We start from the raw sequence: 22,577 nt of genomic DNA on the forward strand, positions 1-22,577 counted from the left end.
GGTCAAGCAGGTTCAGCTTGACCTTTCCTGTACAGCTTCACAAGTCCTAAAAAGTCTTTATTACTGAAAAGTGCGATGAGCATCATGATATCCATCAGGTTCACAGTGATACTGTAGACATCCCAAAACCACCAGCTTCCTGTATAGGCGTAGTTAATATCGATATACATACCTAAAAACAGTGATGAGTTAACTATAAGCCCTGTGTATATATAAAGTTTTGCCGGAACCTGCTCAAGATTTCGCTTACGTGCAATTAACCACACAATGAGTAGTATTGTTAAATCAGATAGCGCCCAAATTACATAAGCAAAGCTTGAGTCTAACATATCATAGCCAAGCGCCACGTTAAGTAATGGGTCGCTCATCATATAGGAGATAAACAGTGCAAGTGAAATCCACATCACTGTTTTGTCACCATTCGGGGCAGATGATTTCTTTACCATGTTATAAAGAAACGACATCAAGAAACCCCACATAATAAATGCTGCGAGGTATACTCCAAAATTGTCTTGGATTAGTTTAAGCATGAAGTAAGTCTTAAAATTCAGATACTCTTAAAATAGGGCGAGTTTCATTAAGCGTTAGTAAGGTGCTCTGATTTATCTAAAAATGACGGTCTAATTTTATATTTCATATAACTGCAAAATTTATGAAATAGTAAAAAGTCGCGATTTGTAATCAATGCAATGAGCATCATTATATCAATGGTATTTACTCCAAACGAATAGATACTCCAGAGTGCCCAAGGTGTTCTGTTTTCGGTAACTACAATATCTATAAATATGCAAATCATCAAAATTGCGTTTAAAAACAATCCCAAGACTATGTAGTAGATCGCATTAAAACCGCCTATTTTTGCATAGTAAGTCCACGCTAAAATTGTTGTTATGGTTAGCAGGTCGAAATAAAACCAGTTTAGATAGCTATAGATAGATAAGTTAAAAATACCACTTAGAAAGTATGAAATCATCATTATAAACGCCAAGATAACCAAGCGTTTATCAGGTTTATTAATGTGGGTCACTAAACTAAAAAGAAAAACCATCAAGAACCCCCATTCAATGAAGGATCCTATCAAACTTCCAACAACATCACTTATATACATGGCTTTTAATATTAAGCTAACTTATGGTTATTTGCAGAAGACAATACAAGGCTTTTTAGTTTGTTCAATAGTAGGAAGTCACGATCAACAATTAGAGCAATGATCATTGTAAAATCAACAATATTAACCCCAATCGAATATACATCCCATAAAATCCAATGAGTTGTGTTCTGGTAGACTTCAACGTCTACATAAACAGAAAGGAACAAGATTGTATTGATGATCAAGCCAGCAATGAGATAGATAAATGAAGGCGTAGTGCGTCTTACAAAATAGAAAGAAATAGCCAAAAATGTAAGTGTTGCTAGATCATACAGTGCCCAATCTAGAAAAGTGGTAGCGGTGTAAGTTATCCAATTAAAAAAGTAATCTCCAGCTAAGTAGGAGAACATCATTATGAATGAGCTTATGAGCAACGTGGTTTTTCTTTTATTTTCATCTATACAATAAACAAAAATATTAAAAAAAAATGCCATTAAAAATCCCCATGCACTCATTGCAGATAGGGAAAAAAACCTAGTTGCTCAATAAAAGACATTCAGTACCTATTGCTCTTTCTTACTAGGCGGGAGCATTGCACCGCCACCGCGTTGGATTTCAGCACCACCAGATAAAGCCAGCGCTTCACTTGATAAAGTTACTGTATCAGATTGCAGGGTTTTATTACTAGTAGTTTGTTCCAAAGCAGGCTTTGTTTGTTGCATTTGGCTGTATGCTTGCATTTGCAATTGGCTATTGTTTGAAATTTGCATAAGTTAATTCCTTTAAGTTAATTGTTTTTTAAGTACAGCTTACAATAGCTTGCAAGCTGAGTTAAGCGTTCTCATTTTTTTGACGCTTTTTTATACTTCATCGCGACGTTGCCACCGCGCTGATAATAAAAGCAATTAACGATCCAACTTTTATAAATTTTGATCTTTTTGATCATAAAAGTCAGCAAATCTAAATTTCAGGCATAAAAAACGCACAGGGGTAACCGTGCGTTTTTCTCATCCAGGGAATTTAAGCCACGTGTTTACACGGGATCACCGCGCTATTACTTGGCTTTAAAATATATTCCATTGCCACTTCATCGCAGTTCTCTTTGCGAAGGCAAAGCTCACAATCTTTGATCACTTTTTCTGGCAAACTGTCTTTGCTACAAAAGCTGAAACCTTGGCTTGCAAAAAACTCTGGCACTCTTGTCAGGACAATTACCCGACTAAGCGCCAAGCTTTTGGCTTTTTTTAGCAAATGTTCAACAAGTTGACGCCCCTGCCCGGCAATTCGTGATTCGGGGTCCACCCCGAGCGAGCGAATTTCAGCAAGACCAGTGTCGTAAATATACAGCGAGGCACAGCCTGCAACTTGGTTTTCAACTTCAGTGACAGCAAACTCATTAATTGAGTGAATCATGTCGCTTTTAGCTCGTGGTAGGTTTTCACCTACAGTAGCCCAATGCTGAATAAGCTTAGCGATGGACTCAACATCATTTAAGGTTGCGTCACGTACCGCTATTTGCTGTTTTTTTTTGCGTATTTGATGGCACTTGTTACTTGCTCAAGTGAGGTGCCACCCAGAGCTTGTCTTGCTTTAATACAGGCGTCTATTTCTAATACAGGATATACATCTGATTCGAAAATGCTATGCACTGACTTAAATTGCTCTAAACTTAAATCTTCTAAGTTATTCCCTTGTGCAATAGCCATTTGCACAAGCGTACCAACAATGTGGTGACCTTCTCTAAATGGAATACCTTTAGCCACTAAATAGTCAGCAAGTTCAGTCGCATTTGAGTGGCCGCCTTTTGCAGCAGCTAATGTTTTATCTGCATTAACTTTAATACCTTTGATACACGCTTGCGCCATATGAATACATGCCAGCCAAGTTGGCATCGCATCAAATAAGCCCTCTTTGTCCTCTTGCATATCTTTATTGTAAGCGAGTGGTAGCGCTTTAAGTGTCATCATCATGGCACTGAATGCGCCAAAAACACGGCCTGTTTTACCACGAATTAACTCTAGTGCATCTGGGTTTTTCTTTTGCGGCATTAGTGAAGAGCCTGATGTTACCCCATCAGAAAGCTCAATAAAGCCCGCTTCACCCGAGTTATAGAAAATTAAATCTTCAGCCATGCGCGACAAGTGGATCATCGAAATCGATGCGCAGCTTAATAGCTCAACTACAAAATCACGATCTGATACAGCATCAAGGCTATTGCGTGTGGCACCGGTAAAACCTAACCCTTCGGCAAGAGTTTGCCTATCAATTGGGTACGCAGTCCCGGCTAATGCACCGCTACCAAGTGGGCAATAATTCATACGATTTTTGGCATCGGTTAAGCGGCTTTCATCACGCTCAAGCATTTCAACATAGGCCATACACCAATGACTAAATAACACAGGTTGTGCGCGCTGTAAGTGTGTGTAACCCGGTAAAATAGTGCCAAGCTCACGCTCAGCTAAGGCAATAAACTCACCTTTCAGCTCTGCGATTGCTTCAAGAATATGCTCAGCTGTATCACGACACCATAAACGGAAATCTGTTGCTACTTGGTCATTACGGCTACGACCGGTGTGTAACTTTTTAGCAAGGTCACCCACTTTATCAATCAGTGCTGATTCAACATAAGAATGAATATCTTCATGTCCTGCTACAGCCACTGCTTGTGGGTTCGCTTTAACTTCATCTAACAGCTTATTAAGTGCTGCAACGAGGTCATCGTATTCTTGCTGGTTTAGAACGTTGACTTGTTTTAACGCCCCAGCCCAAGCAACTGAACCAATAATGTCTTGCTCTGCAAGTTGATAATCAAAAGGAAGTGAATCGTTGAATTGTTTAAACGCTTCATCTGGACCCGTAGAAAAACGTCCGCCCCATAGTGCCATTGAACTGTCTCCAAATTCGGCTATTGCCCTGCAATGCAGGGCAATAATTAAATTACTTTTTCGTTAGTGCTGAGATTCTGCTAGATAGCGAGAATAAACGAATGAAGCCTTCTGCATGTGATTGGTCATATACATCATCTTCGCCGAAGGTTGCGAAATCTTCGCTGTATAAGCTATTCGGTGATTTTTTCTGTACCGCCGTGACTTGGCCTTTATAAAGCTTAAGCACTACTTCACCCGTTGCTAACTTAGACAGTGATTCAGCACCTGCAAGAATCGAGTCTTTTAATGGCGTAAACCAACGACCGTCATAGACTAAGTGAGAGAACTCGCCACCAAGTACTTCTTTCCATTTACGGCTTGATTTATCTAGTACTAGCTCGTCAATCGCTTGAAGAGCAGCCATGATCACTGTGCCCCCTGGTGTTTCATAACAGCCACGCGACTTCATACCCACCAAGCGGTTTTCTACGATATCAACACGACCCACACCATGCGGCGCAGCAATGTCATTTAATTTAACTAAGCAGTCATATGGTTTTAGTGATTCACCATTAACAGCAACTACTTCACCTTCAACAACGTTTAATGTTACATATTCTGCTTCATTTGGCGCTTGCTCTGGCGAGTTAGTCCAAGTCCATACTTGATCACTTGGTTGGCACCATGGATCTTCAAGCTCACCACCTTCGTGAGAAATGTGCCAAGCATTAGCATCACGGCTATAAATTTTTGTTGCTGATGCAGAACACGGAATATTACGCTCAGCTAAGTAATCAAGTAATGATTCACGGCTTGATAAGTCCCACTCACGCCACGGTGCAATCACTTTTAGATCAGGTGCAAGGGCTGCGAAACATGACTCAAAACGCACCTGGTCGTTACCTTTACCAGTACAACCATGCGAAAGCGCATCAGCACCTACTTTACGGGCAATTTCAACCTGCGCTTTAGCAATGATTGGACGCGCCATAGACGTACCTAATAAATAAGTGCCTTCGTAAATAGAACCCGTTTTTAAAGTTGGGTAAATATAGTCACTGACCATTTCGTCTTTTAAGTCAACGATATGACATTCCGACGCACCTGAAGCTATGGCTTTTTCTTCAACGCCTTCAAGCTCTTCTGCGCCTTGGCCAACATCAGCAACAAACGCGATTACTTCACAGCCGTAGTTTTCTTTTAACCATGGCACGATTGCCGATGTATCAAGACCACCAGAATAGGCTAATACGACTTTTTTAATTGAACTCATTGGTGTTCCTTAAACAAAATTTGGATTTAATAATGTGACAAGTAGAGCATTTTGCGCATGCATACGATTCTCTGCTTGTTGTATAATTTTTGATGCTGGGCCATCCATTACCTCAGAGGTAATTTCAAACTCACGATGCGCTGGCTGACAATGCAGTACAGTTTGCGCACCGGTTTTCTCTAGTAGGGCTTGGTTAAGCTGATATGGCATATATTTAGCTTTAACCTGCTCAAGCGGTGTTTTATCACCCATTGAAACCCAGGTATCAGCATAGACTGCATTTGCGCCAACTGCCGCCTCAATTCTGTCACTCACCATAACAGACGCACCATTCATTGCTGCAATTTGCTCTGCTTGCTTAAGAATTTGCGAATCTGGCGAACTGCCTTTAGGACAAACTGCAACAAAATCAGTACCTAAAGTGGCTGCTAATAACATTAGAGAGTGTGTGACGTTGTTACCTTCACCTAAGTAAGCAAGCTTTAGTTTGCTAACATCGCCATGGACTTCTTGCAGCGTTAAAAAGTCAGCAAGCGCTTGGCACGGGTGATATAAGTCACATAAGCTGTTAACAACAGGCACCGATGAATATTCAGCAAGTGTGGTCAGTGTTTTGTGTGCATTCACGCGAGCAACAATGCCATCTGCCCAAGTTGAGATATTAAGAGCAAAGTCTTTAACTGATTCACGAGCGCCCATAGCACCATTTTGTGAATCTAAATAAACTGCGTGACCACCTAGTTTATTAATACCAATATCAAATGATAAACGAGTACGTAAACTTGGCTTTTCGAACAATGTAACCACTGATTTGCCCGCTAATGCTTGGCTGAAGTCTGTTGGGTTTGCTTTAATTTTTTGCGCTAAGTTAAGTAATTTAAGTGCGCCTTTTTGGTCTAATTCAAGACCATTTAAGAAATTCTTTAACATGAAATACCTATGGTGTAATTTTCGTTCCTACATGTTCGCCTTTTAATAAAGCGACTAAGTTCTCTGGCTTCAGCCAGCTTGAGATATACACACCACGTCGTAAATGTTGGGCAGCAAGAAGGCTGGTCTTTACTTTGACCTCCATCCCGCCCTGAATAACTCCTTCAAGGATAAGTGTTTCGATTTGCTGCGTATTAAGTTGATGTAGAGGCTGCTTATTGGCATCAAGCACAGCTTCTACGTCTGTCATAAAAATAAGTTCTGCATTAAGCTCTTTAGCGATAGCCGCTGCAGCTTCATCTGCATTGACGTTGTACCATTGGCCATCTTCTCCAAAGCCAATAGAGCTCACTAGGGGTAAACGACCTTGTTCAAGCATGCTAGGTAGCACGCTGTCACAACTACCTGAACACTGGCCTACTTGCGCCAACACTTTAAGTTTTTCAGATACCAGTACACCCGCTTCATAAAGGCTTAAACCCACAGGTTTGTGACCAGCGCTGATTGCTTGGCTCATTAATTGTTTATTGGCACAACCTGCAAGGGCACCAACAATATAAGGCATTTGCTCATTTGGGCTAATACGTAAACCTTGATGTTTTGCAGTTACAAAACCTGCGTCTTTTAACCAAGCATCCACCAAGGCACCACCACCATGAACAATGACAAAGTTATCTTGTTGCTCAGAAGCTAAAACATCAAAAAGCGCTTTTGCGGCATCTGCGCTATTTAACACAGCACCACCGACTTTAATGATCCAAGTTTTCATTACAGCGCTCCTACTAAGCCAGTATAGTGAGGTTCACCCATGGCTAAATTAATGCATTGTAATGCTTGCCCAGCTGCGCCTTTTAGGAGGTTATCAATCGCTGACATAACGATGAGTTGCTCACCTTTTTGTTGCCATGCAATATCAACAAATGGTTGCTTAGCCACGCCTTTAATGCTTGGAATTTTATTGCCAAGTAAGCGAATTAACGGCTCGTTTGCTAATACTTGATAAGCCGCATTCACTTGCTCTGCAGTTACGCCTGGTTTTAATTGCACATAAATAGTTTCTAAAATTCCACGAGGAAAATTACCTAAATGTGGCGTGAATAGCACAGGGTGACCAAGGTGCTGCTCAATCTCAGGTGTGTGTCTGTGGTTAAACAAGCCATAGGGAGCAAGTGACACTTCGCAAAAGTGGGTATTAACACTGGCTTTTCTACCAGCGCCTGTAACACCTGACACCGCATTAACAATAATGGCTTGATCAGCTAATAAACCCGCTTCTTTAAGTGGTTTTAAAGAATTAAGTGCTGCTGTAGGGTAACAACCCGCTACAGCAACAAGGTTTGCTTTACTAATCGCATCGCTATTCCATTCAGCTAAACCATATGCTGCTTGCTCTAAAAGCTCAGGATGTTCATGTGCGAAACCGTAATAAGTCAGGTAATCCTCATTCCCAGCTAAACGGAAACCACCAGATAGGTCGAATACTTTTTTACCCATGGCTAAAAATTGCGGAGCAAGATCAACACTGACCTTGTGATCTGTACACAGGCATACATAGTCAGCATTGCTTTCGATATCTTTGTACGATTCAGAAGTTAGAGGTTGTAGTGGGTACTCTAACAATCCAAGGTGCTCAGGGTATAAATCGCTTAATAACTTACCTTTATCTAAACTCCCTTCAGACACATAACATGCTTGTAGGGTCAGTTTTGGATGCTTAGCAACTAAACTTGCTAGCTCTGCGCCGCTATAACCACTTGCGCCAATAATCACTACATTCATTGCTTACTTTTACCTATTAAATCTGTTTATCGATACGCCTAAAATTACTCGCTCAATTGCGAATAAAAACACTGTCTAAAGTAATGAAATCAGGTTATCGTCGTTTCGTGTTCATCGTACAGCTTTACTAATATTTATGCTTAAAAAGTGAATTGATATTCATCATAAATACTTTTATATTGTTATGCAATTAGATTGAATAATTATTTTTGGATTTTTTTATGTCGCTACCCTCTTTTATATCTATGTATCAGCAGCTAATTGCTGCCCCTTCAATTAGTGCGATTGAAGATTCTTTGTGCATGAGCAATAAAGGGGTTATTACCTTGCTCGCAGACTGGTGCGAAAGCCTTGGTTTTACATGTGAAATCACAGAGCTGGAAAACGGTAAAGGCCGTTACAACTTATTAGCGAAACGTGGTAAAGGAGATGGCGGTTTAATGCTTGCAGGTCATACTGACACAGTGCCATTTGATGATAGCCGCTGGAATTACGATCCGTTTAAACTCAGCGAGCATGACAATAAACTTTATGGTTTAGGTAGTATTGATATGAAGGGCTTTTTTGCCTTTGTATTGCAAGCAATTAGTGAGCTCGATGAAACTAAACAAACAGAGCCACTATTAATTCTAGCCACAGCCGACGAAGAAACCACGATGGCGGGAGCACAACAAATTTGCCGCCATCCAGACTTAAAACCAGCGCGCTGTATTATTGGTGAGCCAACTGATATGACACCAGTATTTACTCATAAAGGCCATATGAGTACAGCGATCCGAGTAATTGGTCGCTCAGGCCATAGCTCTGATCCTGAACGTGGTTTAAACGCCATCGAAGTCATGCATAAAATGATTACAAAATTGTTAATCATCAAAGAAGAATTAAAGAATAAATATTCAGTTGAGCACTTTGAAATTCCGTACCCTACTTTGAACCTTGGCCATATCCATGGTGGCGATAATGCCAACCGCATTTGTGGCTGCTGTGAAATGCACATTGATATGCGGCCTTTACCTGGTTTAAGTGTGCAAGAACTACAAGCGATTTTGCTAACTGCAGCTGAAGAAATTAATGCCCAATACCCAAATGCAGTGAGTGTTATCGACATGCATGAACCTATCCCAGCATTTAGTGGTAGCACTGATACAGCACTTGTAAAGCTGGCCGAAAAAGTCTCAGGTCAACCAGCTGTCGCTGTAAACTATTGTACAGAAGCCCCTTTTATTCAACAGCTTGGCTGTGAAACCATCGTCATGGGGCCCGGCTCAATTAACCAAGCCCACCAGCCAGATGAGTTTTTGGCGATGGAAAGAATTAAACCTTCGCAAGCGATTATCAGTAACATGATTAAAGCAAGCTGCTTTAGTGAATAATAAAAAGGGAGCATCACGCTCCCTTTTCTAATCCATATACTTACTCAAGTACTTTTTAAATACCGGATCAGTTTTCGCCAGCTCTTTTTGCTCCGCTAAAATATCTTTTAGAATTGCTTTAGAGGTTAACGGGTTGGCTAGTACAACGCGAAATACCACGGTGGGTTGATGGTCATATTTTGCAGGAGTTAAACGAGTACGCGATACAAAAGAACGACCCGCTTCACGCTGACGTTTTTGCATGCTTGCAGTAAAGCGATTCAACGAAGCGTAAATATCTAATTTCGTTTCTTCGTCAGCATCTTTAAGCTTCGCTTGAATTTCTTTTGGTACGTAACGATAGGTTAATAAGCAAAGCTCAGGCTCTGAGATTAACTCAAAGTCTTCATCCTGCTTGATCATGTCGGCAAAAGTGCGGGCTTTCACGATACTGCGATCAATTAGCATCTCGTAGCCTTTACGGCCAATAACACGTAAGCAAGCATGCACTAACATTGCCATACCAGGGCGGCTGCCCTCAAGGGTATGACTGCCTAAATCTTTTGAGCCTTTACGAAGAATATATTCCGCATGATGCTCAATAGCATCCGTCGCAGCTGGGTCTTTAAATAACACCAGACCAGCCCCCATTGGTACATACATTTGTTTGTGTGCATCAATGGTTATTGAATCAGCGCGTTCGATACCGCTTAAAAGGTGGCGATAATTTGAAGATAGTAAGGTTGCCCCCCCCCATGCAGCATCGACATGAAAATGACAGCCAAGTTCTTTGCTCAAATCAGCCATTTCATTTAGTGGATCTATGCTACCTGTTTCAGTCGTCCCAGCAACACCCACGAGTGCCATTACCTTAATGCCAGAGGCTTCAAGCTCATGAGCCTTTTTACGCATTGCATCAACATCGACTTTATTATTTTCGCCGGTTGCAATTGCGACAATGTTATCGCGACCAATACCCAGTAAATCAACGGTTTTGCCTAATGAGTAATGGCCTCGCTCAGAAACAAGCACAGCTAAGCCTTTATAACCATAATGCAGCATTCCAGAGATTAAACCCTGCGCAGCAATACCTTTATAGTCACCATCCGCTTTTAATAAACGGTTGCGGGCAATCCATAGTGCAGTAATGTTAGCAACAGTGCCACCTGAACAAAATGCGCCTAATGACGTTTTCGCACTGTGCATCCATTTACTATAAAAACTGTCGTCTTCACCATAAGCAAGGTGATGCATCATACCCAAAACTTGTCTTTCTAGAGGCGTAAATGCCTTTGAAGTTTCAATTTTTACTAGGTTTTGGTTAAGACCGACCATTAACTTAGACAGCGGTAACACAAAATGCGGTAATGCTGAGGTCATATGGCCAATAAAGCTCGGCGCAGCGGTATGAACAGAATGAGCAACTAATTGCTCCATAATGTCTTGAGCATAGTCAGATACAAAGGTCGGCTCTTCTGGAATAGTAGCCGTTTGAAAGTCTTTTTCGATTTCGTGCAAAGGCTTTTCGATAGCAGCTATGTTCTCATTTAAGAACCCTGCTAAGTTGCTAGAAATTTCAGATTCGATTTTACTTAATGTCGAGTCTGGTGCTTCTGGCACCGTAAAAATACGAATCAAGCTTTCTTTAGAGGCGACGGCACAACGCTTTTGATCCATCCTAATACCCATAATTAGCAGCTAAAAATGCACCCGATGATGGGACATCTAGGTAAGCAGTTTTGCGGCACTGTTTCTACGAAATTGGCTAACTTTACTGGAATATCACGAAAATGTCTCGTTTAAAGCAAAAAAGCGCTAATTTCGATGACAAAAAAGTGATCAGTTAATGAGTTTTGCAGTCATTTTATACTATCAGGCACGCTTTTTTTGAGTATAATCAAATGATAACTGCTAAGGGAACCTCTATGCCCAAAGGAATGCAAAAAACCAGCTGGCTGCTATATGGCTTCGCCGCATTTTTTATAAGCTTATTTGGCTATATCTATTATACCTATGAAACCACGCGTAGTGAGATCATGGAAAATATCGATACCAAACTGCTTAATGCCGCAGTCAGTGTCAAACATATCCTAGGTGATGACTACCACAATGTAGTTAATGCGGGCTTACCAATCTCTTCGGCAATATATAAAGACAAAAGCCGAGCCCTATCTGAATATGCAAAACAAATGCAGCTTGCCTATGTTTACGCAATGGTACTGCGCGACGGCAAAGTCTACTTTAGTGCGTCGAGTTACACGCAAAAAGATCAAAACAATGGCCGCGTAACACAGTTTTTAGACGCCTACCCCGAAGCGACAGAACTTAACAAAGAAGCTTTTTTTTCAACAGAACCGGTATTTGAGATATCAAAAGATCAATGGGGCTATTTTAAAAGCATCTTTGTCACTTTTGTTGATGATAATGGTCACACCTATATAACTGGTGCCGACATAACCATTAGTGACTTAAATCAGCAACTGCAGCACAGTGTGACCCGTGCAATGATCACAGGCTGTTTCTTTTTCTTTATTGCAGCGCTAATTGCTGGGCTGTATTTTTTACAACTAAAACGCTCCCTCTCAACAGATGCCCGCACCGGCTTTGCTAACCATGTCGCGCTGGAATACTACATAAAGAAAACCACCAAACACCGTATGGAGCTAGCAGTTATTGCCATTAATGAGTTAGAAGACATTAGCAGTTTTTATGGCACAGAAGTGAGCGACAAAGTAATGGCTAACTTGCTTAGCTATTTTCAATCAAGGATGCCTAGCGAAGGGTTTGTCTATCGATTAGCAACGAATAAAATTGCGCTATTACGAACGCATAGTGATGAGCGTAATATCGATGATGTTATTAATGCTTTTAACTATGCAATTCCTGCGTTGAAAGAGCCTTATATCTACGTGAGCTTGTATGCAGGTATTGCTACAGGTAATAAATTAATGCTGATTGAAAATGCCCATGTTGCGCTGCAGCAAGCAAAGCTTAATAATCAGCGTATTGTACGTTATGAAAATGTGTTTAAGCAGGTTGAAGAGAAATTTAGAAGCAATGTTACGCTTGCCAAAGAAGTAAAAGAAGCCTTCGATAACAACCGTATCGTACCTTACTTTCAAGCAGTCTATAATAACCAAAGCAAACAGATTGACCATTATCAATGCCTAGCTAGAATGGCCAGTGCTACAGGTCGTATTCATGCGCCAGATTACTTTATGATGGTACTAAAGCGCTCACGTATGGACGGTCTTTTAAGACGCACCATGTTCACTCGATGCATTGAGCAGTTTAGAAAAACCAATGTGCGCTGGAGTATCAACATTACCGCACAAGATATTCTGGACCCAAGCTTAAGCGAGTTTTTAGAGTTACAACTTAGGCGCTATCCGCAGCCTCATAATATTATTTTTCAGTTTTATGAGCGTGATGCTATCGCTTACTTTAGTGAAGTAAAAACCTTTATTAACACCCTAAAAAATAAAGGTGCTCAGGTTATAATCAATGAATTCGGCGCGGGCTTTTCAAACTTACCCCACATTAGGAAGTTAGAAATTGATGGCTTGAAGCTAGATAAAGGGTTGGTGAGCCAAATTCATACCAATACAGATAACTATCTATTTATTGAAAACTTGGTGAAATATGCTCAGCAATTAAAGTTAGATGTAATCGCTGAGCAAGTTGATAACGAACAAATAGCAGATGCGCTTGCTCGTGCGGGTGTTACTTTAATGCAAGGGAGTCATTTTGCACCACCGACCCCCTATATTCATTAAAGGTTGATCACCAAACGGTGACTTTGTTGACCACTGGCCCAATATTTACGTTCGAATGGAGTAATTGCAGTATCGCTTTCATACAGCTCAACATCGCACTTATGCCCAGCAAGCTCTAATGAGCGAGCAAACTCTTTTACGTATATATCCCAGTTGCTTCTCAGCTCTAAGCGGCCGCCTAATTTAACGATATACGGAAAAATTGCAGCGCCGTGCCAGCGTCTTTGCAAGTGCTTTGCTTTTGGCCAAGGATTTGGATACAACAGGTAATGATGACTAGGTTGCCAGTTTGCAGCCACTGCTAAGCGCCAAAAATCGTTTAAATCAGCTTGTACTAAAATGTACTGCCCTGCATCTGTTTGCTTGTACTCGATATCATGCTTATCTAAACGATGTGATGACTTATCAATACCAATCACTAATGCATCAGGGTGACGTTTAGCTAAGTTAGCAGTACTTTCACCCACACCACAACAGGAATCAAGAATAATAGGCCCGTTAAATGCCTGCACCTTTTCGTTTACCTGATCAAAAGCCGCTTGCGTATGTTCTGCAATCGGCTTTTTAAATTCAGCACTTAAGTGCTTTAAAACTATTTCGTCTAGCTTTTCATGTAAGCCAGGTTGATTCGATACAATACTTCTCGAATTTGCATCCGTCATTAGTGTCTAAGCCCCACACCACGTTTAATAAGGGTTAACGCTAACGTAAATAAACCCACAATAAATAAACCAAGTACACCAAATGCTACCGATAAGTCGACATCAGACACACCTAAGAACCCATATCTAAATGCATTCACCATATAAATAATTGGGTTTACTTGCGATACGCCTTGCCAGAATTCTGGCAACAAGGTGATAGAGTAAAACACCCCACCGAGATAAGTCAGCGGCGTTAAAATAAAGGTCGGGATAATACTAATATCATCAAAGCTATTAGCATAAATTGCATTGATAAGTCCGCCTAACGCAAATACAGCCGACGTTAAAATAACCGTAGCCATAATCACAAAAATATTATGAATTTGAATATCAACAAATAGCAAAGAGACACAGGTAACAATTAAACCAACCAGCATACCTCGTGTCATACCACCGCCCATGTAGCCAAGTACAATGATGTAGTTTGGCACTGGTGCAACTAAGAGCTCTTCAATGCTTTTTTGAAATTTAGTCGAATAAAAACTCGAGGCAACATTCGAGTAAGAGTTGGTGATCACCGACATCATAATCAGACCAGGGACAATAAACTCCATATAACTAAAGCCACCCATATCACCGATACGAGAACCAATCAGATTACCAAAAATCACAAAATACAGGCTCATCGTGATTGCCGGCGGAACTAAGGTTTGCACCCAAATACGTAAAAAGCGAATACACTCTTTGATCCAAATACTTTTTAGCGCTACTCCATATTTCAACATTATTCGCCTCGCCCTTGTTCTAATAACCCTACAAACAGCTCTTCTAAACGGTTTGCTTTATTTCGCATACTCAGCACAGTATTACCTTGTTCAGTCAGCGCACTAAACACCTGGTTTAAGCCCTGAGACTTCGCCACTTCAACTTCTAAAGTGTGATCATCGGTCAGTGTGTATTTATAACCTTCAATGCTAATTGGCTGCACTGGTTGCTTTAAATCAAGTACAAAGGTTTCTTTATCAAGCTTGGCAAGTAACGCTTTAATGGTGGTGTTTTCAACAATCACACCACTGTCGATAATCGCGATGTTTTTACATAACAGCTCAGCTTCTTCTAGATAATGGGTGGTCAAGATGATGGTCACACCTTGCTTATTAATCTCGCGAAGAAAATCCCACATAGAGCGGCGTAGCTCAATATCAACACCGGCTGTTGGTTCATCTAAAATGAGTAATTTAGGTTCATGCATCAGTGCACGAGCAATCATTAAACGGCGTTTCATACCACCTGAAAGGGTGCGCGCTTGTTTATCTTTTTTCTCAAATAAACCTAGCTGCTTTAAGTATTTTTCAGCACGCTCATGTGCCAGCTTTCTTGGTACACCGTAATAGCCTGCTTGGTTAACTAAGATTTGATTTAGTGTTTCAAACTGACTGAAATTAAATTCTTGCGGTACTAAGCCAAGTTCAGACTTAGCAGCTTCAAGGTCTGTATCAATATCGTGACCAAATACCTGGACACGACCGGCACTTTTATTCACTAACGATGAGATAACACCAATAGTGGTTGATTTACCTGCCCCGTTTGGTCCAAGTAAGGCAAAGAAGTCGCCTTGCTGAACTTGTAAATCAATGCCTTTTACGGCTTCAACACCATTTTTATAAACCTTTTTTAGGCCTTCAATATTTAATGCGATCGTTTTTTCGCTCACTGTTTGCCCTCTCCATAACCCCAACGTTTCGTCAAAGTATGTTCAATGTTTAAATGATCTAAAATTCGCGCCACCATAAAATCAACCAAATCGGAAATCTGCTCTGGTTGATGATAAAACCCCGGTGCCGCAGGCATAATAGTTACGCCTAGTCGTGCTAGCTTCAGCATGTTTTCAAGGTGGATTTCGCTAAATGGCGTTTCACGCGGGACTAAAATCAGCTGCCCACGCTCTTTAATAACCACGTCAGCGGCGCGTTCGAGTAAGTTATCTGATGCCCCGACCGCAATTGCAGATACTGAACCTGCACTACAAGGGCACACCACCATTTTTTTCGGCGCGGCTGAGCCAGATGCAACAGGACTAAACCAGTTGTCTTTACCAAATACTTTTAGTTGCTCAGGAGCGGCATTAAAAAGTGTACTCAGTTGCTCTGTCGCTTTGTCTTCATTACCTGAAAGTTTGATATTCGATTCTGTATCAAAGACCACTCTTGCCGCACTTGAGATCAGTACATACACCTGAAACTGCTGTTCAAGTAATACTTCTAATAACCTTAAGCCATAAGGAGCCCCAGAGGCACCACTAAAAGCTAACGTTATTTTATCTTTAAATTGCATACAGTTAAGCTCCGTATACTGGTTAGTTTTGTTCAAGGGCAGTGATTAAACGCTGATGAATACCTTCAAAACCACCATTACTCATAATTAAAATATGTTGTGACGGCGCACTGTTGCCAACAACCTGAGTAATGATTTCCTCAGTGCTTTTCATGCAATGCATACCTGCTTTGTCTGCGTATTCTTTTAACGACCAGCTTAAATTTTCTGGCTCAAATAAATACACATCATCTGCTGCATCGAGTGAATCAATCAGGGTTTGTTGATGCACGCCCATTTTCATTGTGTTTGAACGAGGCTCTAAAATAGCAATTATCTTATCAGTGCCTACTTTTGCACGTAGCCCTGCTAAGGTTGTTTTAATTGCCGTTGGATGATGGGCAAAGTCGTCATACACTTTTATCGAGTTAATGTCGGCTTTAAGCTCCATACGGCGCTTAGGAGAGATAAACTCAGTTAAGCCTGCAATACTGACTGATACCGCAATGCCTACATGTCTGGCAGCTGCAATGGCCATAATGGCATTTTTGACATTGTGCTCGCCCATAGCTTGCCAACTGACAACACCTTGCACTTGTGAATTTAGTAGCACTTCAAACTCACTACCATCAGCTTTAAGTAAGCGGTAATCCCAATCACCCGAGAGTGTTTCGCTCTCGCTCCAAAGGCCGCGTTCAATCACATCTTGTAGTGCTTCGTCTTGGCTTGGCCAAATCACTTTGCCACTACAGGGTAATGTACGCATCAAGTGGTGAAATTGTTTCTTTATCGCGTTTAAATCTTCAAAAATATCAGCATGATCAAATTCAAGATTATTTAGAATTAAGGTGCGTGGTAAGTAATGAACAAATTTACTGCGTTTATCGAAAAACGCCGTGTCGTATTCGTCGGCTTCAATAACAAAAAATGGCGTTTCGCCAACACGAGCAGACACCCCAAAGTTTTGTACTATACCACCAATTAAAAAGCCCGGTTTCATTCCTGCGTATTCTAGTAACCATGCCAGCATACTGGCTGTAGTCGTTTTGCCGTGTGTTCCGGCCACAGCCAACACCCAAGAGTTTTGCAATAAATTATGCTTTAACCATTCTGGACCAGAAGTATAAGGCAAGCCTTTATCAAGAACGTATTCAACACAAGGGTTGCCTCGGCTCATAGCATTACCAATCACCACCATATCTGGCGCGGGTTCTAGTTGGGCAACGTCATAACCTTGGGTGAGTGTAATCCCTAGCTCTTCTAATTGCGTGCTCATCGGCGGGTACACATTTTGATCAGAGCCTGTCACTGTATGACCTAACGATTTAGCGATTGCGGCAATACCACCCATAAAGGTGCCACAAATTCCAAGAATATGAATATGCATCTACTGTCCTGAGCAAAATGAATAAGAGATAAGTAAGGCGTTATAATGCCAAATATAAGCTTTACTTACCATTACTACACGGCATTAGAGTATTGCCAAATAGCCAACATAAAAAACACCTCAACTTGAGGTGTTTTTTAATTAAGTTTAAAGCCTATTTTACAGCATTAAGAATGCAAACAAACCGACACCTAAAAGTAAGCGATAGATAACAAATGGCATCATGCCCATGCGCTCAATCACTTTTAAGAAAAAGAAAATACAGGCATAAGCCGACACAAATGATAAACCTGCGCCTAATAGAATTGCATGCCAATCAATCGCCTCACCCGCTGTAGCCAACTGATACACATAATATGAACCTGCTGCTGCAATTACTGGAATTGACATTAAAAACGAAAAACGCGCAGCACTCTGTTTGTTTAGACCCAACATCAAGCCCACAGTAATGGTAATACCTGAACGGGATGTGCCAGGAAATACCATAGCGAGAACTTGTGAAAAGCCTAATAAAAGCGCACTGAAAAAATTGATTTGGTAAATATTCTTAACTTGCTTTGCTTTTACATCGGCATACCAAAGTAACAAACCAAATACGATGGTTGAAGTAGCAATAACCCAGGCATTACGCGAGTAGCTTTCCACAAAATCTTTAAATAAATAACCAATTAATAATGCTGGAATGGTCGCAACAATAATCCACCAACCTAAACGACTATCGTCGGTTGCGCCTTGTGAACCAAACGATTTAAACCACGCACCGAGAATATCCACCACTTCTTTACGAAAATACAGTACCACAGCACCTAGCGTACCTACGTGTACCGCAACATCAAATGCCAGGCCTTGGTCGTGCCAACCTAAAACTTGTGAGGGTAAAATTAAATGAGCTGAGCTCGAAATAGGTAAAAACTCAGTCAATCCTTGAATTAAGGCTAAAACAATTATCTCAATAATACTCATGGGTTAGAAAACTCCACCTTCCATAGTTTTTGTTGTGGGTTGTTATAATTATTCCATAACTCAGCCAAAGTTAGCTTAGCTACGGGGTGATAAAAATCGGGAGCAATTTCAGCGAGAGGCTGCAATACAAACGCATTTTTGGTTATTTCATCCCGTGGTAATTGCGCAGGTGAATCACAGATAATGTCATCATAAAACAATAGATCGAGATCTAATGTGCGAGGGCTAAACTTTTTATCCTCACGGGTGCGTCCATTATCCAGTTCAATTTTTTTCAATAGCTTACATAGTTCAGCTAATGGCATATCTGTTTTTGCTGCGACCACTGAATTATAAAAATTGCTACCTGCAAACCCCACCGCTTCACTTTCATAAACAGACGAATGTATAAAGTCTGGAAAAAAAGGCTTTAAGGCAATAAGCGCTTGTCGAAGATAATGCTCTTTATTGACATTAGAGCCTAGGCTTATAAATATTTGCGCCATGTTAGTTTGCCTTACGACGGGTGATCTCAACTCCCACAGTTTGCGCTTGTGGCACTGCGGCTGGTTTACTAACACGTATAGTGACTTGGTTAGTCGCAAACTCAGCTAAAATAATGGCAGCTAATTGCTCAACTAAAGTTTCAAGTAACTCAACTGGTTTTGCCGTTGTGTGTTCAATCACTCGCTCACTCACTTTGGCGTAATCAAGTGCTAAATTTATATCATCAGTTGCCGCTGCGGCAGAAATATCACATAACATTTCGATATCAAAATACAGGCTTTGTTTACTTTCTTTTTCAAAATCATACACGCCAATAATGGTGTCTACATGTAGTTGTGATATATATACCTTGTCCATTGATACTCCAAGTGACATGAATATTAAAACAACTCCTCATACTAAACGCTTATTGATAACAATAATGCGCTATATAAGCTGTCATACTGTTTTAATATATAAAAATTACCCCTACAATAACTGATAGATGCATTGCAATAAGGTGCTTACATTCTACTCGATGAGAGCGGCAGATGGTTTTGCCGCCAATGATAGCCCAAAAGTGCAGATTAAAAAATAAGGAAGCGCGTGTTAGAAGTTTTAATGTTAGTTTTAGCTTACATACTGGGATCGGTCTCTTCCGCTATCCTTGTATCACGGCTGTTTAAACTACCAGACCCACGCAGTCATGGATCGAATAACCCGGGTGCTACAAATGTTTATCGCCTTGGTGGAAAAGTCCCCGCTGTTTTAGTTCTTGTCTTTGATATTTTAAAAGGAACCATCCCTGTCTGGGGTGCCTACTTTTTAAAAATAGACCCGCTAATGTTAGGTTTAATTGGTGTGGCAGCCTGTTTAGGGCATATGTATCCGCTGTTTTTTAGCTTTAAAGGTGGTAAGGCTGTCGCGACCGCTTTTGGCACGTTATTACCCATTGGTTTATCGCTAGGTGGAATGCTGATCGCAACCTGGCTCATAATTATTGCTATCACACGATATTCATCGCTTGCGGCACTGGTTACGGTTTCATTAGCACCTCTTTATACTTGGTGGATAAAACCTTTGTATACCTTGCCAGTTACCTTTTTAACCGTGTTGATAATTTTCCGTCACAGAGCAAATATTACTCGCTTGATGGCAGGGGAAGAGCCTAAAGTAGGGGCTAAGAAAAAAGCCCCAGAGCAGGAATAGTGTTATAAATTAAAGTGCTTCGAGTGAATCAATAGGCCAGCGCGGCTTTGTTTTCATATCAAGGCTAGCAAACTGACCTGCTTTCAAACGCTGCATACCAGCATAAGCAATCATAGCGCCGTTATCTGTACAAAACTCTGTGCGCGGGTAATAAACGCGCCCTTTCATGCCTTGCATTACTCGTTCAAGTTGCGCACGCAATTGCACGTTTGCACTTACACCACCGGCAATCACTAAACGTTTGATATCTGTTTGCTTTAATGCACGCTTACATTTAATGATTAGGGTATCTATTACCGCTGTTTGGAATGCATGAGCAATATCAGCTTTGGTTTGCTCGTCATCATCACTATCACGAATCGCAAGCGATGCCGCTGTTTTTAAGCCACTGAAGCTAAAATCTAAGCCAGGTTTATCAGTCATCGGACGTGGGAATACAAAACGCTCAGGCGTACCTTGCTCCGCAAGTTTTGCTAGACGTGGGCCACCAGGGTAATCAAGACCTAATAACTTCGCGGTTTTATCGAATGCTTCACCGGCAGCGTCATCAACTGACTCTCCCAGCACTTCGTATTCACCAATGCCAGATACTTTAACCATCATAGTATGACCGCCAGACACCAGTAGTGCGATAAACGGAAATTCCGGTTTGTCCTCTTCAAGCATTGGCGCAAGTAGGTGGCCTTCCATATGATGAACAGCAACAGCAGGAATATTCCAACCATAGGCCAATGAGCGACCAATAGAGGTTCCCACAAGGAGTGCACCAACAAGTCCAGGGCCTGCGGTGTAAGCAATGCCATCTAAGTCTTCTGGGCCACAACCAGCTTGTGCAAAAGCAGCATCAATCAAAGGTAAGGTTTTACGTACGTGATCGCGTGACGCAAGCTCAGGTACTACACCGCCGTAATCGGCATGCACTTTTACTTGGCTATACAGTTGATGTGCTAATAAGCCTTGTTCATCATCATAAATGGCAATACCCGTTTCATCACATGATGATTCAATACCTAAAATTCGCATCAATTACTCCACCAAGAAAAAACAAACGCGTATTTTACAGTGAAAATACGCATTACTGAATATTAAATTGCAATACCGATGTTGGTTTGGCCGTCAGATACTGCAAGTTGCTTAAGCTCTTTTACGTTCTGGGAGGTAATTCGGCCCATTTGCTCTACAAAATCAATAAGCTCAGCAAGTACATCAATTTCATACTGCATTAGAGGGTGTTCACGAACAGCTTTGTTATCAGCAATTTCACCATCTACTGTTAGTTGATATTCAATAAAACGAGCCACTGAAGCCTGTGAAATTTTACTAATATTTAAAAACTCTTGTTCATCTTTAGCTATCAAACCGTGCAACATGCCAAGCAAAGCGGTTGCTGTATCGATTGCGGGATAAGTCCCGAACATGTCAAAGTCAGTAAGCTCTGGCACATTCGGCTCTATTTTTTCAATTTGCTTTTCAAGGCTGATTTTACTTTTTGGTAGTAAGATTTTTTCCCAGCAGACACTTAATGCGCTACGAAAAACCGCGGCATCACCAAACCCTGTTGCTTCACTAAATAAGCTGTAATTAGGCAGCATACGCTCAAGTAATGCGCCACCTAATACCGCTTTTTGCAAATAGTTTAATTCTCTAATACGTTGAAAATTATTCGCTTTTGTCATTCTTTACAGTCCCACAAGACCAACATATTTCAAATGTTGCTCCGTTAAGCTCATGACACTTAGGGCATACCCAGTCAGGAGCCGATTGTTTTAATTGCCGGTAGTTTAGCAATATTTCTTGCGCCTGGCGCTCTTTTAATGCGTAAACGAGTATATCGACCCCTGTTTGTTCAAATGGGATCTCTCCAAGCGCCCCTTGTAAAAGCTCACCTTGCAGTTGCGATTCGATCCCTTTACTTTTTAAAAGCCCTTTAATAATGTTGGCTTCTAAGCCATTTTCAGCCTGAAACACTTTCACCCAAGCGAATGGGTCCTGCTTAGCAGGTTGATTTAAATTATTGTTTTGCAAATCACTTCCCTTTTACTTTTCTATCTTTAAATCCTAAACTACGCTAGCAACTAACTTCGCTGCAATGCTTATTTCAAGGTAGCCACATGACTTTAACAACACCGGGATTGTTATTCCCTGCAATTTCTTTACTGTTACTTGCTTACACCAACCGTTTTTTGGTGCTTGCTCAGCTTATTAGAGAACTCAATGCACGTGAAGGGGAAAGTATCCGCCCATTAGTTGTTGCACAAATTACCAATTTAAGAAAACGCATTAAACTCATTAGGGTGATGCAGGTTTATGGTGTTGCCTCTTTTCTGATGTGTACCTTATCAATGTTTGCATTATTTATAGAGTTTAATACTACAGGAATCATTTTATTTGGTATCAGCCTCGCTTGCTTAGCCTTATCACTTCTCACCTCTTTGTATGAGATCCACATTTCTTGTGATGCTATTGAAATCGAATTAAAGAATATCGAAAAAAAACCAGTTTCAGATAAGGCAGAGTAAATTTCTGCCT

The 22,577-nt window shown here is 41.0% G+C and carries 23 protein-coding genes and 1 pseudogene; 4 read left to right on the top strand and 20 right to left on the bottom strand.

The window, feature by feature from the left end; all coding sequences use genetic code 11:
• Positions 1–2: 2 nt before the first annotated feature.
• From HUS62_RS02540 to argC, 8 genes and pseudogenes are all read right to left on the bottom strand, one after another.
• Entirely contained in the window at positions 3–530 is a 528-nt protein-coding gene (locus HUS62_RS02540; RefSeq protein ID WP_175078444.1) for a hypothetical protein, read from the bottom strand.
• Positions 531–1,119: 589 nt separating this feature from the next.
• Complete coding sequence (locus HUS62_RS02545; RefSeq protein WP_258536704.1) at positions 1,120–1,584, bottom strand: hypothetical protein; 465 nt, start codon at positions 1,582–1,584, stop codon at positions 1,120–1,122.
• A 69-nt stretch (positions 1,585–1,653) separates the two neighbouring features.
• A complete protein-coding gene (locus HUS62_RS02550) occupies positions 1,654–1,860 on the bottom strand; it encodes a hypothetical protein (RefSeq protein ID WP_175078446.1) in 207 nt (68 codons plus the stop codon).
• A gap of 250 nt (positions 1,861–2,110) precedes the next feature.
• Positions 2,111–3,975 (bottom strand): annotated as a pseudogene (gene argH / locus HUS62_RS02560) (argininosuccinate lyase).
• Positions 3,976–4,027: 52 nt separating this feature from the next.
• A complete protein-coding gene (locus HUS62_RS02565; RefSeq protein WP_054551091.1) occupies positions 4,028–5,230 on the bottom strand; it encodes an argininosuccinate synthase in 1,203 nt (400 codons plus the stop codon).
• 9 nt (positions 5,231–5,239) lie between these two features.
• Entirely contained in the window at positions 5,240–6,160 is a 921-nt protein-coding gene (locus tag HUS62_RS02570; RefSeq protein WP_054560941.1) for an ornithine carbamoyltransferase, read from the bottom strand.
• Between the two features lie 7 nt (positions 6,161–6,167).
• On the bottom strand, positions 6,168–6,929 hold the full coding sequence (argB, locus tag HUS62_RS02575) for an acetylglutamate kinase (protein WP_054560942.1): 762 nt from the start codon (positions 6,927–6,929) through the stop codon (positions 6,168–6,170).
• Entirely contained in the window at positions 6,929–7,939 is a 1,011-nt protein-coding gene (gene argC / locus HUS62_RS02580) for an N-acetyl-gamma-glutamyl-phosphate reductase (protein ID WP_175078447.1), read from the bottom strand. Before argC ends, argB begins: the two co-directional genes overlap by 1 nt.
• Before the next feature lie 221 nt (positions 7,940–8,160).
• Between argC and argE the strand changes: the two genes are divergently transcribed.
• On the top strand, positions 8,161–9,312 hold the full coding sequence (argE, locus tag HUS62_RS02585) for an acetylornithine deacetylase (protein WP_175078448.1): 1,152 nt from the start codon (positions 8,161–8,163) through the stop codon (positions 9,310–9,312).
• A gap of 27 nt (positions 9,313–9,339) precedes the next feature.
• Here argE and panP read toward each other — a convergent pair whose 3' ends face one another.
• Entirely contained in the window at positions 9,340–10,968 is a 1,629-nt protein-coding gene (panP, locus tag HUS62_RS02590; RefSeq protein WP_175078449.1) for a pyridoxal-dependent aspartate 1-decarboxylase PanP, read from the bottom strand.
• Between the two features lie 248 nt (positions 10,969–11,216).
• Between panP and HUS62_RS02595 the strand changes: the two genes are divergently transcribed.
• On the top strand, positions 11,217–13,067 hold the full coding sequence (locus HUS62_RS02595; protein ID WP_175078450.1) for a GGDEF domain-containing protein: 1,851 nt from the start codon (positions 11,217–11,219) through the stop codon (positions 13,065–13,067).
• On the opposite strand, the gene HUS62_RS02600 is transcribed toward HUS62_RS02595, so the two are convergent.
• The 8 genes from HUS62_RS02600 to folB all read right to left on the bottom strand — a co-directional run bounded on the left by HUS62_RS02600 (position 13,064) and on the right by folB (position 19,217).
• Positions 13,064–13,729, bottom strand: coding sequence for a tRNA (guanosine(46)-N(7))-methyltransferase TrmB (locus tag HUS62_RS02600; protein ID WP_062566421.1), 666 nt, complete (start codon positions 13,727–13,729; stop codon positions 13,064–13,066). The genes HUS62_RS02595 and HUS62_RS02600 overlap by 4 nt on opposite strands.
• Positions 13,729–14,496: an ABC transporter permease gene (locus HUS62_RS02605; RefSeq protein WP_175078451.1), complete on the bottom strand. Its 768-nt coding sequence runs from the start codon at positions 14,494–14,496 to the stop codon at positions 13,729–13,731. The genes HUS62_RS02600 and HUS62_RS02605 overlap by 1 nt, the downstream gene beginning before the upstream one ends.
• Positions 14,496–15,425, bottom strand: coding sequence for an ABC transporter ATP-binding protein (locus HUS62_RS02610; protein WP_054551082.1), 930 nt, complete (start codon positions 15,423–15,425; stop codon positions 14,496–14,498). The genes HUS62_RS02605 and HUS62_RS02610 overlap by 1 nt, the downstream gene beginning before the upstream one ends.
• On the bottom strand, positions 15,422–16,045 hold the full coding sequence (locus HUS62_RS02615) for a flavin prenyltransferase UbiX (RefSeq protein ID WP_054551081.1): 624 nt from the start codon (positions 16,043–16,045) through the stop codon (positions 15,422–15,424). Before HUS62_RS02615 ends, HUS62_RS02610 begins: the two co-directional genes overlap by 4 nt.
• Before the next feature lie 22 nt (positions 16,046–16,067).
• The gene (gene mpl / locus HUS62_RS02620) at positions 16,068–17,411 is read right to left on the bottom strand and encodes a UDP-N-acetylmuramate:L-alanyl-gamma-D-glutamyl-meso-diaminopimelate ligase (protein WP_175078452.1); all 1,344 of its coding nucleotides are present in this window, start codon (positions 17,409–17,411) and stop codon (positions 16,068–16,070) included.
• A gap of 159 nt (positions 17,412–17,570) precedes the next feature.
• On the bottom strand, positions 17,571–18,374 hold the full coding sequence (locus HUS62_RS02625; protein ID WP_063703109.1) for an undecaprenyl-diphosphate phosphatase: 804 nt from the start codon (positions 18,372–18,374) through the stop codon (positions 17,571–17,573).
• Complete coding sequence (folK, locus tag HUS62_RS02630; RefSeq protein WP_062566423.1) at positions 18,371–18,859, bottom strand: 2-amino-4-hydroxy-6-hydroxymethyldihydropteridine diphosphokinase; 489 nt, start codon at positions 18,857–18,859, stop codon at positions 18,371–18,373. Before folK ends, HUS62_RS02625 begins: the two co-directional genes overlap by 4 nt.
• A gap of 1 nt (position 18,860) precedes the next feature.
• Positions 18,861–19,217 carry a dihydroneopterin aldolase gene (folB, locus tag HUS62_RS02635; protein WP_055021570.1) on the bottom strand — a complete coding sequence of 119 codons (357 nt, stop codon included), beginning with the start codon at positions 19,215–19,217 and terminating at the stop codon, positions 18,861–18,863.
• A 228-nt stretch (positions 19,218–19,445) separates the two neighbouring features.
• On the opposite strand from folB, the gene plsY reads away from it, so the two are divergent.
• On the top strand, positions 19,446–20,048 hold the full coding sequence (plsY, locus tag HUS62_RS02640) for a glycerol-3-phosphate 1-O-acyltransferase PlsY (protein WP_063527714.1): 603 nt from the start codon (positions 19,446–19,448) through the stop codon (positions 20,046–20,048).
• Positions 20,049–20,057: 9 nt separating this feature from the next.
• Here plsY and tsaD read toward each other — a convergent pair whose 3' ends face one another.
• The 3 genes from tsaD to HUS62_RS02655 form a co-directional block, all read right to left on the bottom strand.
• A complete protein-coding gene (gene tsaD / locus HUS62_RS02645) occupies positions 20,058–21,071 on the bottom strand; it encodes a tRNA (adenosine(37)-N6)-threonylcarbamoyltransferase complex transferase subunit TsaD (protein ID WP_175078453.1) in 1,014 nt (337 codons plus the stop codon).
• A gap of 62 nt (positions 21,072–21,133) precedes the next feature.
• Positions 21,134–21,724, bottom strand: a complete 591-nt coding sequence (locus HUS62_RS02650; protein ID WP_058585822.1) for a YjaG family protein — start codon at positions 21,722–21,724, stop codon at positions 21,134–21,136.
• Positions 21,708–22,073 (bottom strand): DUF2007 domain-containing protein, encoded by a 366-nt coding sequence (locus HUS62_RS02655; RefSeq protein WP_055198283.1) that lies wholly within the window; start codon positions 22,071–22,073, stop codon positions 21,708–21,710. Before HUS62_RS02655 ends, HUS62_RS02650 begins: the two co-directional genes overlap by 17 nt.
• An 86-nt stretch (positions 22,074–22,159) precedes the next feature.
• Between HUS62_RS02655 and HUS62_RS02660 the strand changes: the two genes are divergently transcribed.
• Positions 22,160–22,567, top strand: coding sequence for a DUF2721 domain-containing protein (locus HUS62_RS02660; protein ID WP_054560956.1), 408 nt, complete (start codon positions 22,160–22,162; stop codon positions 22,565–22,567).
• Positions 22,568–22,577: the final 10 nt, after the last annotated feature.

This window comes from Pseudoalteromonas sp. 0303, from assembly GCF_013349995.1.
Classification (GTDB): Bacteria; Pseudomonadota; Gammaproteobacteria; order Enterobacterales; family Alteromonadaceae; genus Pseudoalteromonas.

Excerpts from the sequence above, each read along its gene's own strand:
- HUS62_RS02545 (WP_258536704.1), bottom strand. The coding sequence starts at position 1,584 with ATGGCATTTTTTTTTAATATTTTTGTTTATTGTATAGATGAAAATAAA.
- folB (WP_055021570.1), bottom strand. The coding sequence starts at position 19,217 with ATGGACAAGGTATATATATCACAACTACATGTAGACACCATTATTGGC.
- HUS62_RS02605 (WP_175078451.1), bottom strand. The coding sequence starts at position 14,496 with ATGTTGAAATATGGAGTAGCGCTAAAAAGTATTTGGATCAAAGAGTGT.
- HUS62_RS02660 (WP_054560956.1), top strand. The coding sequence starts at position 22,160 with ATGACTTTAACAACACCGGGATTGTTATTCCCTGCAATTTCTTTACTG.
- HUS62_RS02595 (WP_175078450.1), top strand. The coding sequence starts at position 11,217 with ATGCCCAAAGGAATGCAAAAAACCAGCTGGCTGCTATATGGCTTCGCC.
- tsaD (WP_175078453.1), bottom strand. The coding sequence starts at position 21,071 with ATGCGAATTTTAGGTATTGAATCATCATGTGATGAAACGGGTATTGCC.
- HUS62_RS02565 (WP_054551091.1), bottom strand. The coding sequence starts at position 5,230 with ATGAGTTCAATTAAAAAAGTCGTATTAGCCTATTCTGGTGGTCTTGAT.
- HUS62_RS02615 (WP_054551081.1), bottom strand. The coding sequence starts at position 16,045 with ATGCAATTTAAAGATAAAATAACGTTAGCTTTTAGTGGTGCCTCTGGG.
- HUS62_RS02550 (WP_175078446.1), bottom strand. The coding sequence starts at position 1,860 with ATGCAAATTTCAAACAATAGCCAATTGCAAATGCAAGCATACAGCCAA.
- HUS62_RS02570 (WP_054560941.1), bottom strand. The coding sequence starts at position 6,160 with ATGTTAAAGAATTTCTTAAATGGTCTTGAATTAGACCAAAAAGGCGCA.
- HUS62_RS02650 (WP_058585822.1), bottom strand. The coding sequence starts at position 21,724 with ATGACAAAAGCGAATAATTTTCAACGTATTAGAGAATTAAACTATTTG.
- folK (WP_062566423.1), bottom strand. The coding sequence starts at position 18,859 with ATGGCGCAAATATTTATAAGCCTAGGCTCTAATGTCAATAAAGAGCAT.
- argB (WP_054560942.1), bottom strand. The coding sequence starts at position 6,929 with ATGAAAACTTGGATCATTAAAGTCGGTGGTGCTGTGTTAAATAGCGCA.
- HUS62_RS02600 (WP_062566421.1), bottom strand. The coding sequence starts at position 13,729 with ATGACGGATGCAAATTCGAGAAGTATTGTATCGAATCAACCTGGCTTA.
- argC (WP_175078447.1), bottom strand. The coding sequence starts at position 7,939 with ATGAATGTAGTGATTATTGGCGCAAGTGGTTATAGCGGCGCAGAGCTA.
- HUS62_RS02625 (WP_063703109.1), bottom strand. The coding sequence starts at position 18,374 with ATGAGTATTATTGAGATAATTGTTTTAGCCTTAATTCAAGGATTGACT.
- mpl (WP_175078452.1), bottom strand. The coding sequence starts at position 17,411 with ATGCATATTCATATTCTTGGAATTTGTGGCACCTTTATGGGTGGTATT.
- argE (WP_175078448.1), top strand. The coding sequence starts at position 8,161 with ATGTCGCTACCCTCTTTTATATCTATGTATCAGCAGCTAATTGCTGCC.
- panP (WP_175078449.1), bottom strand. The coding sequence starts at position 10,968 with ATGGATCAAAAGCGTTGTGCCGTCGCCTCTAAAGAAAGCTTGATTCGT.
- HUS62_RS02540 (WP_175078444.1), bottom strand. The coding sequence starts at position 530 with ATGCTTAAACTAATCCAAGACAATTTTGGAGTATACCTCGCAGCATTT.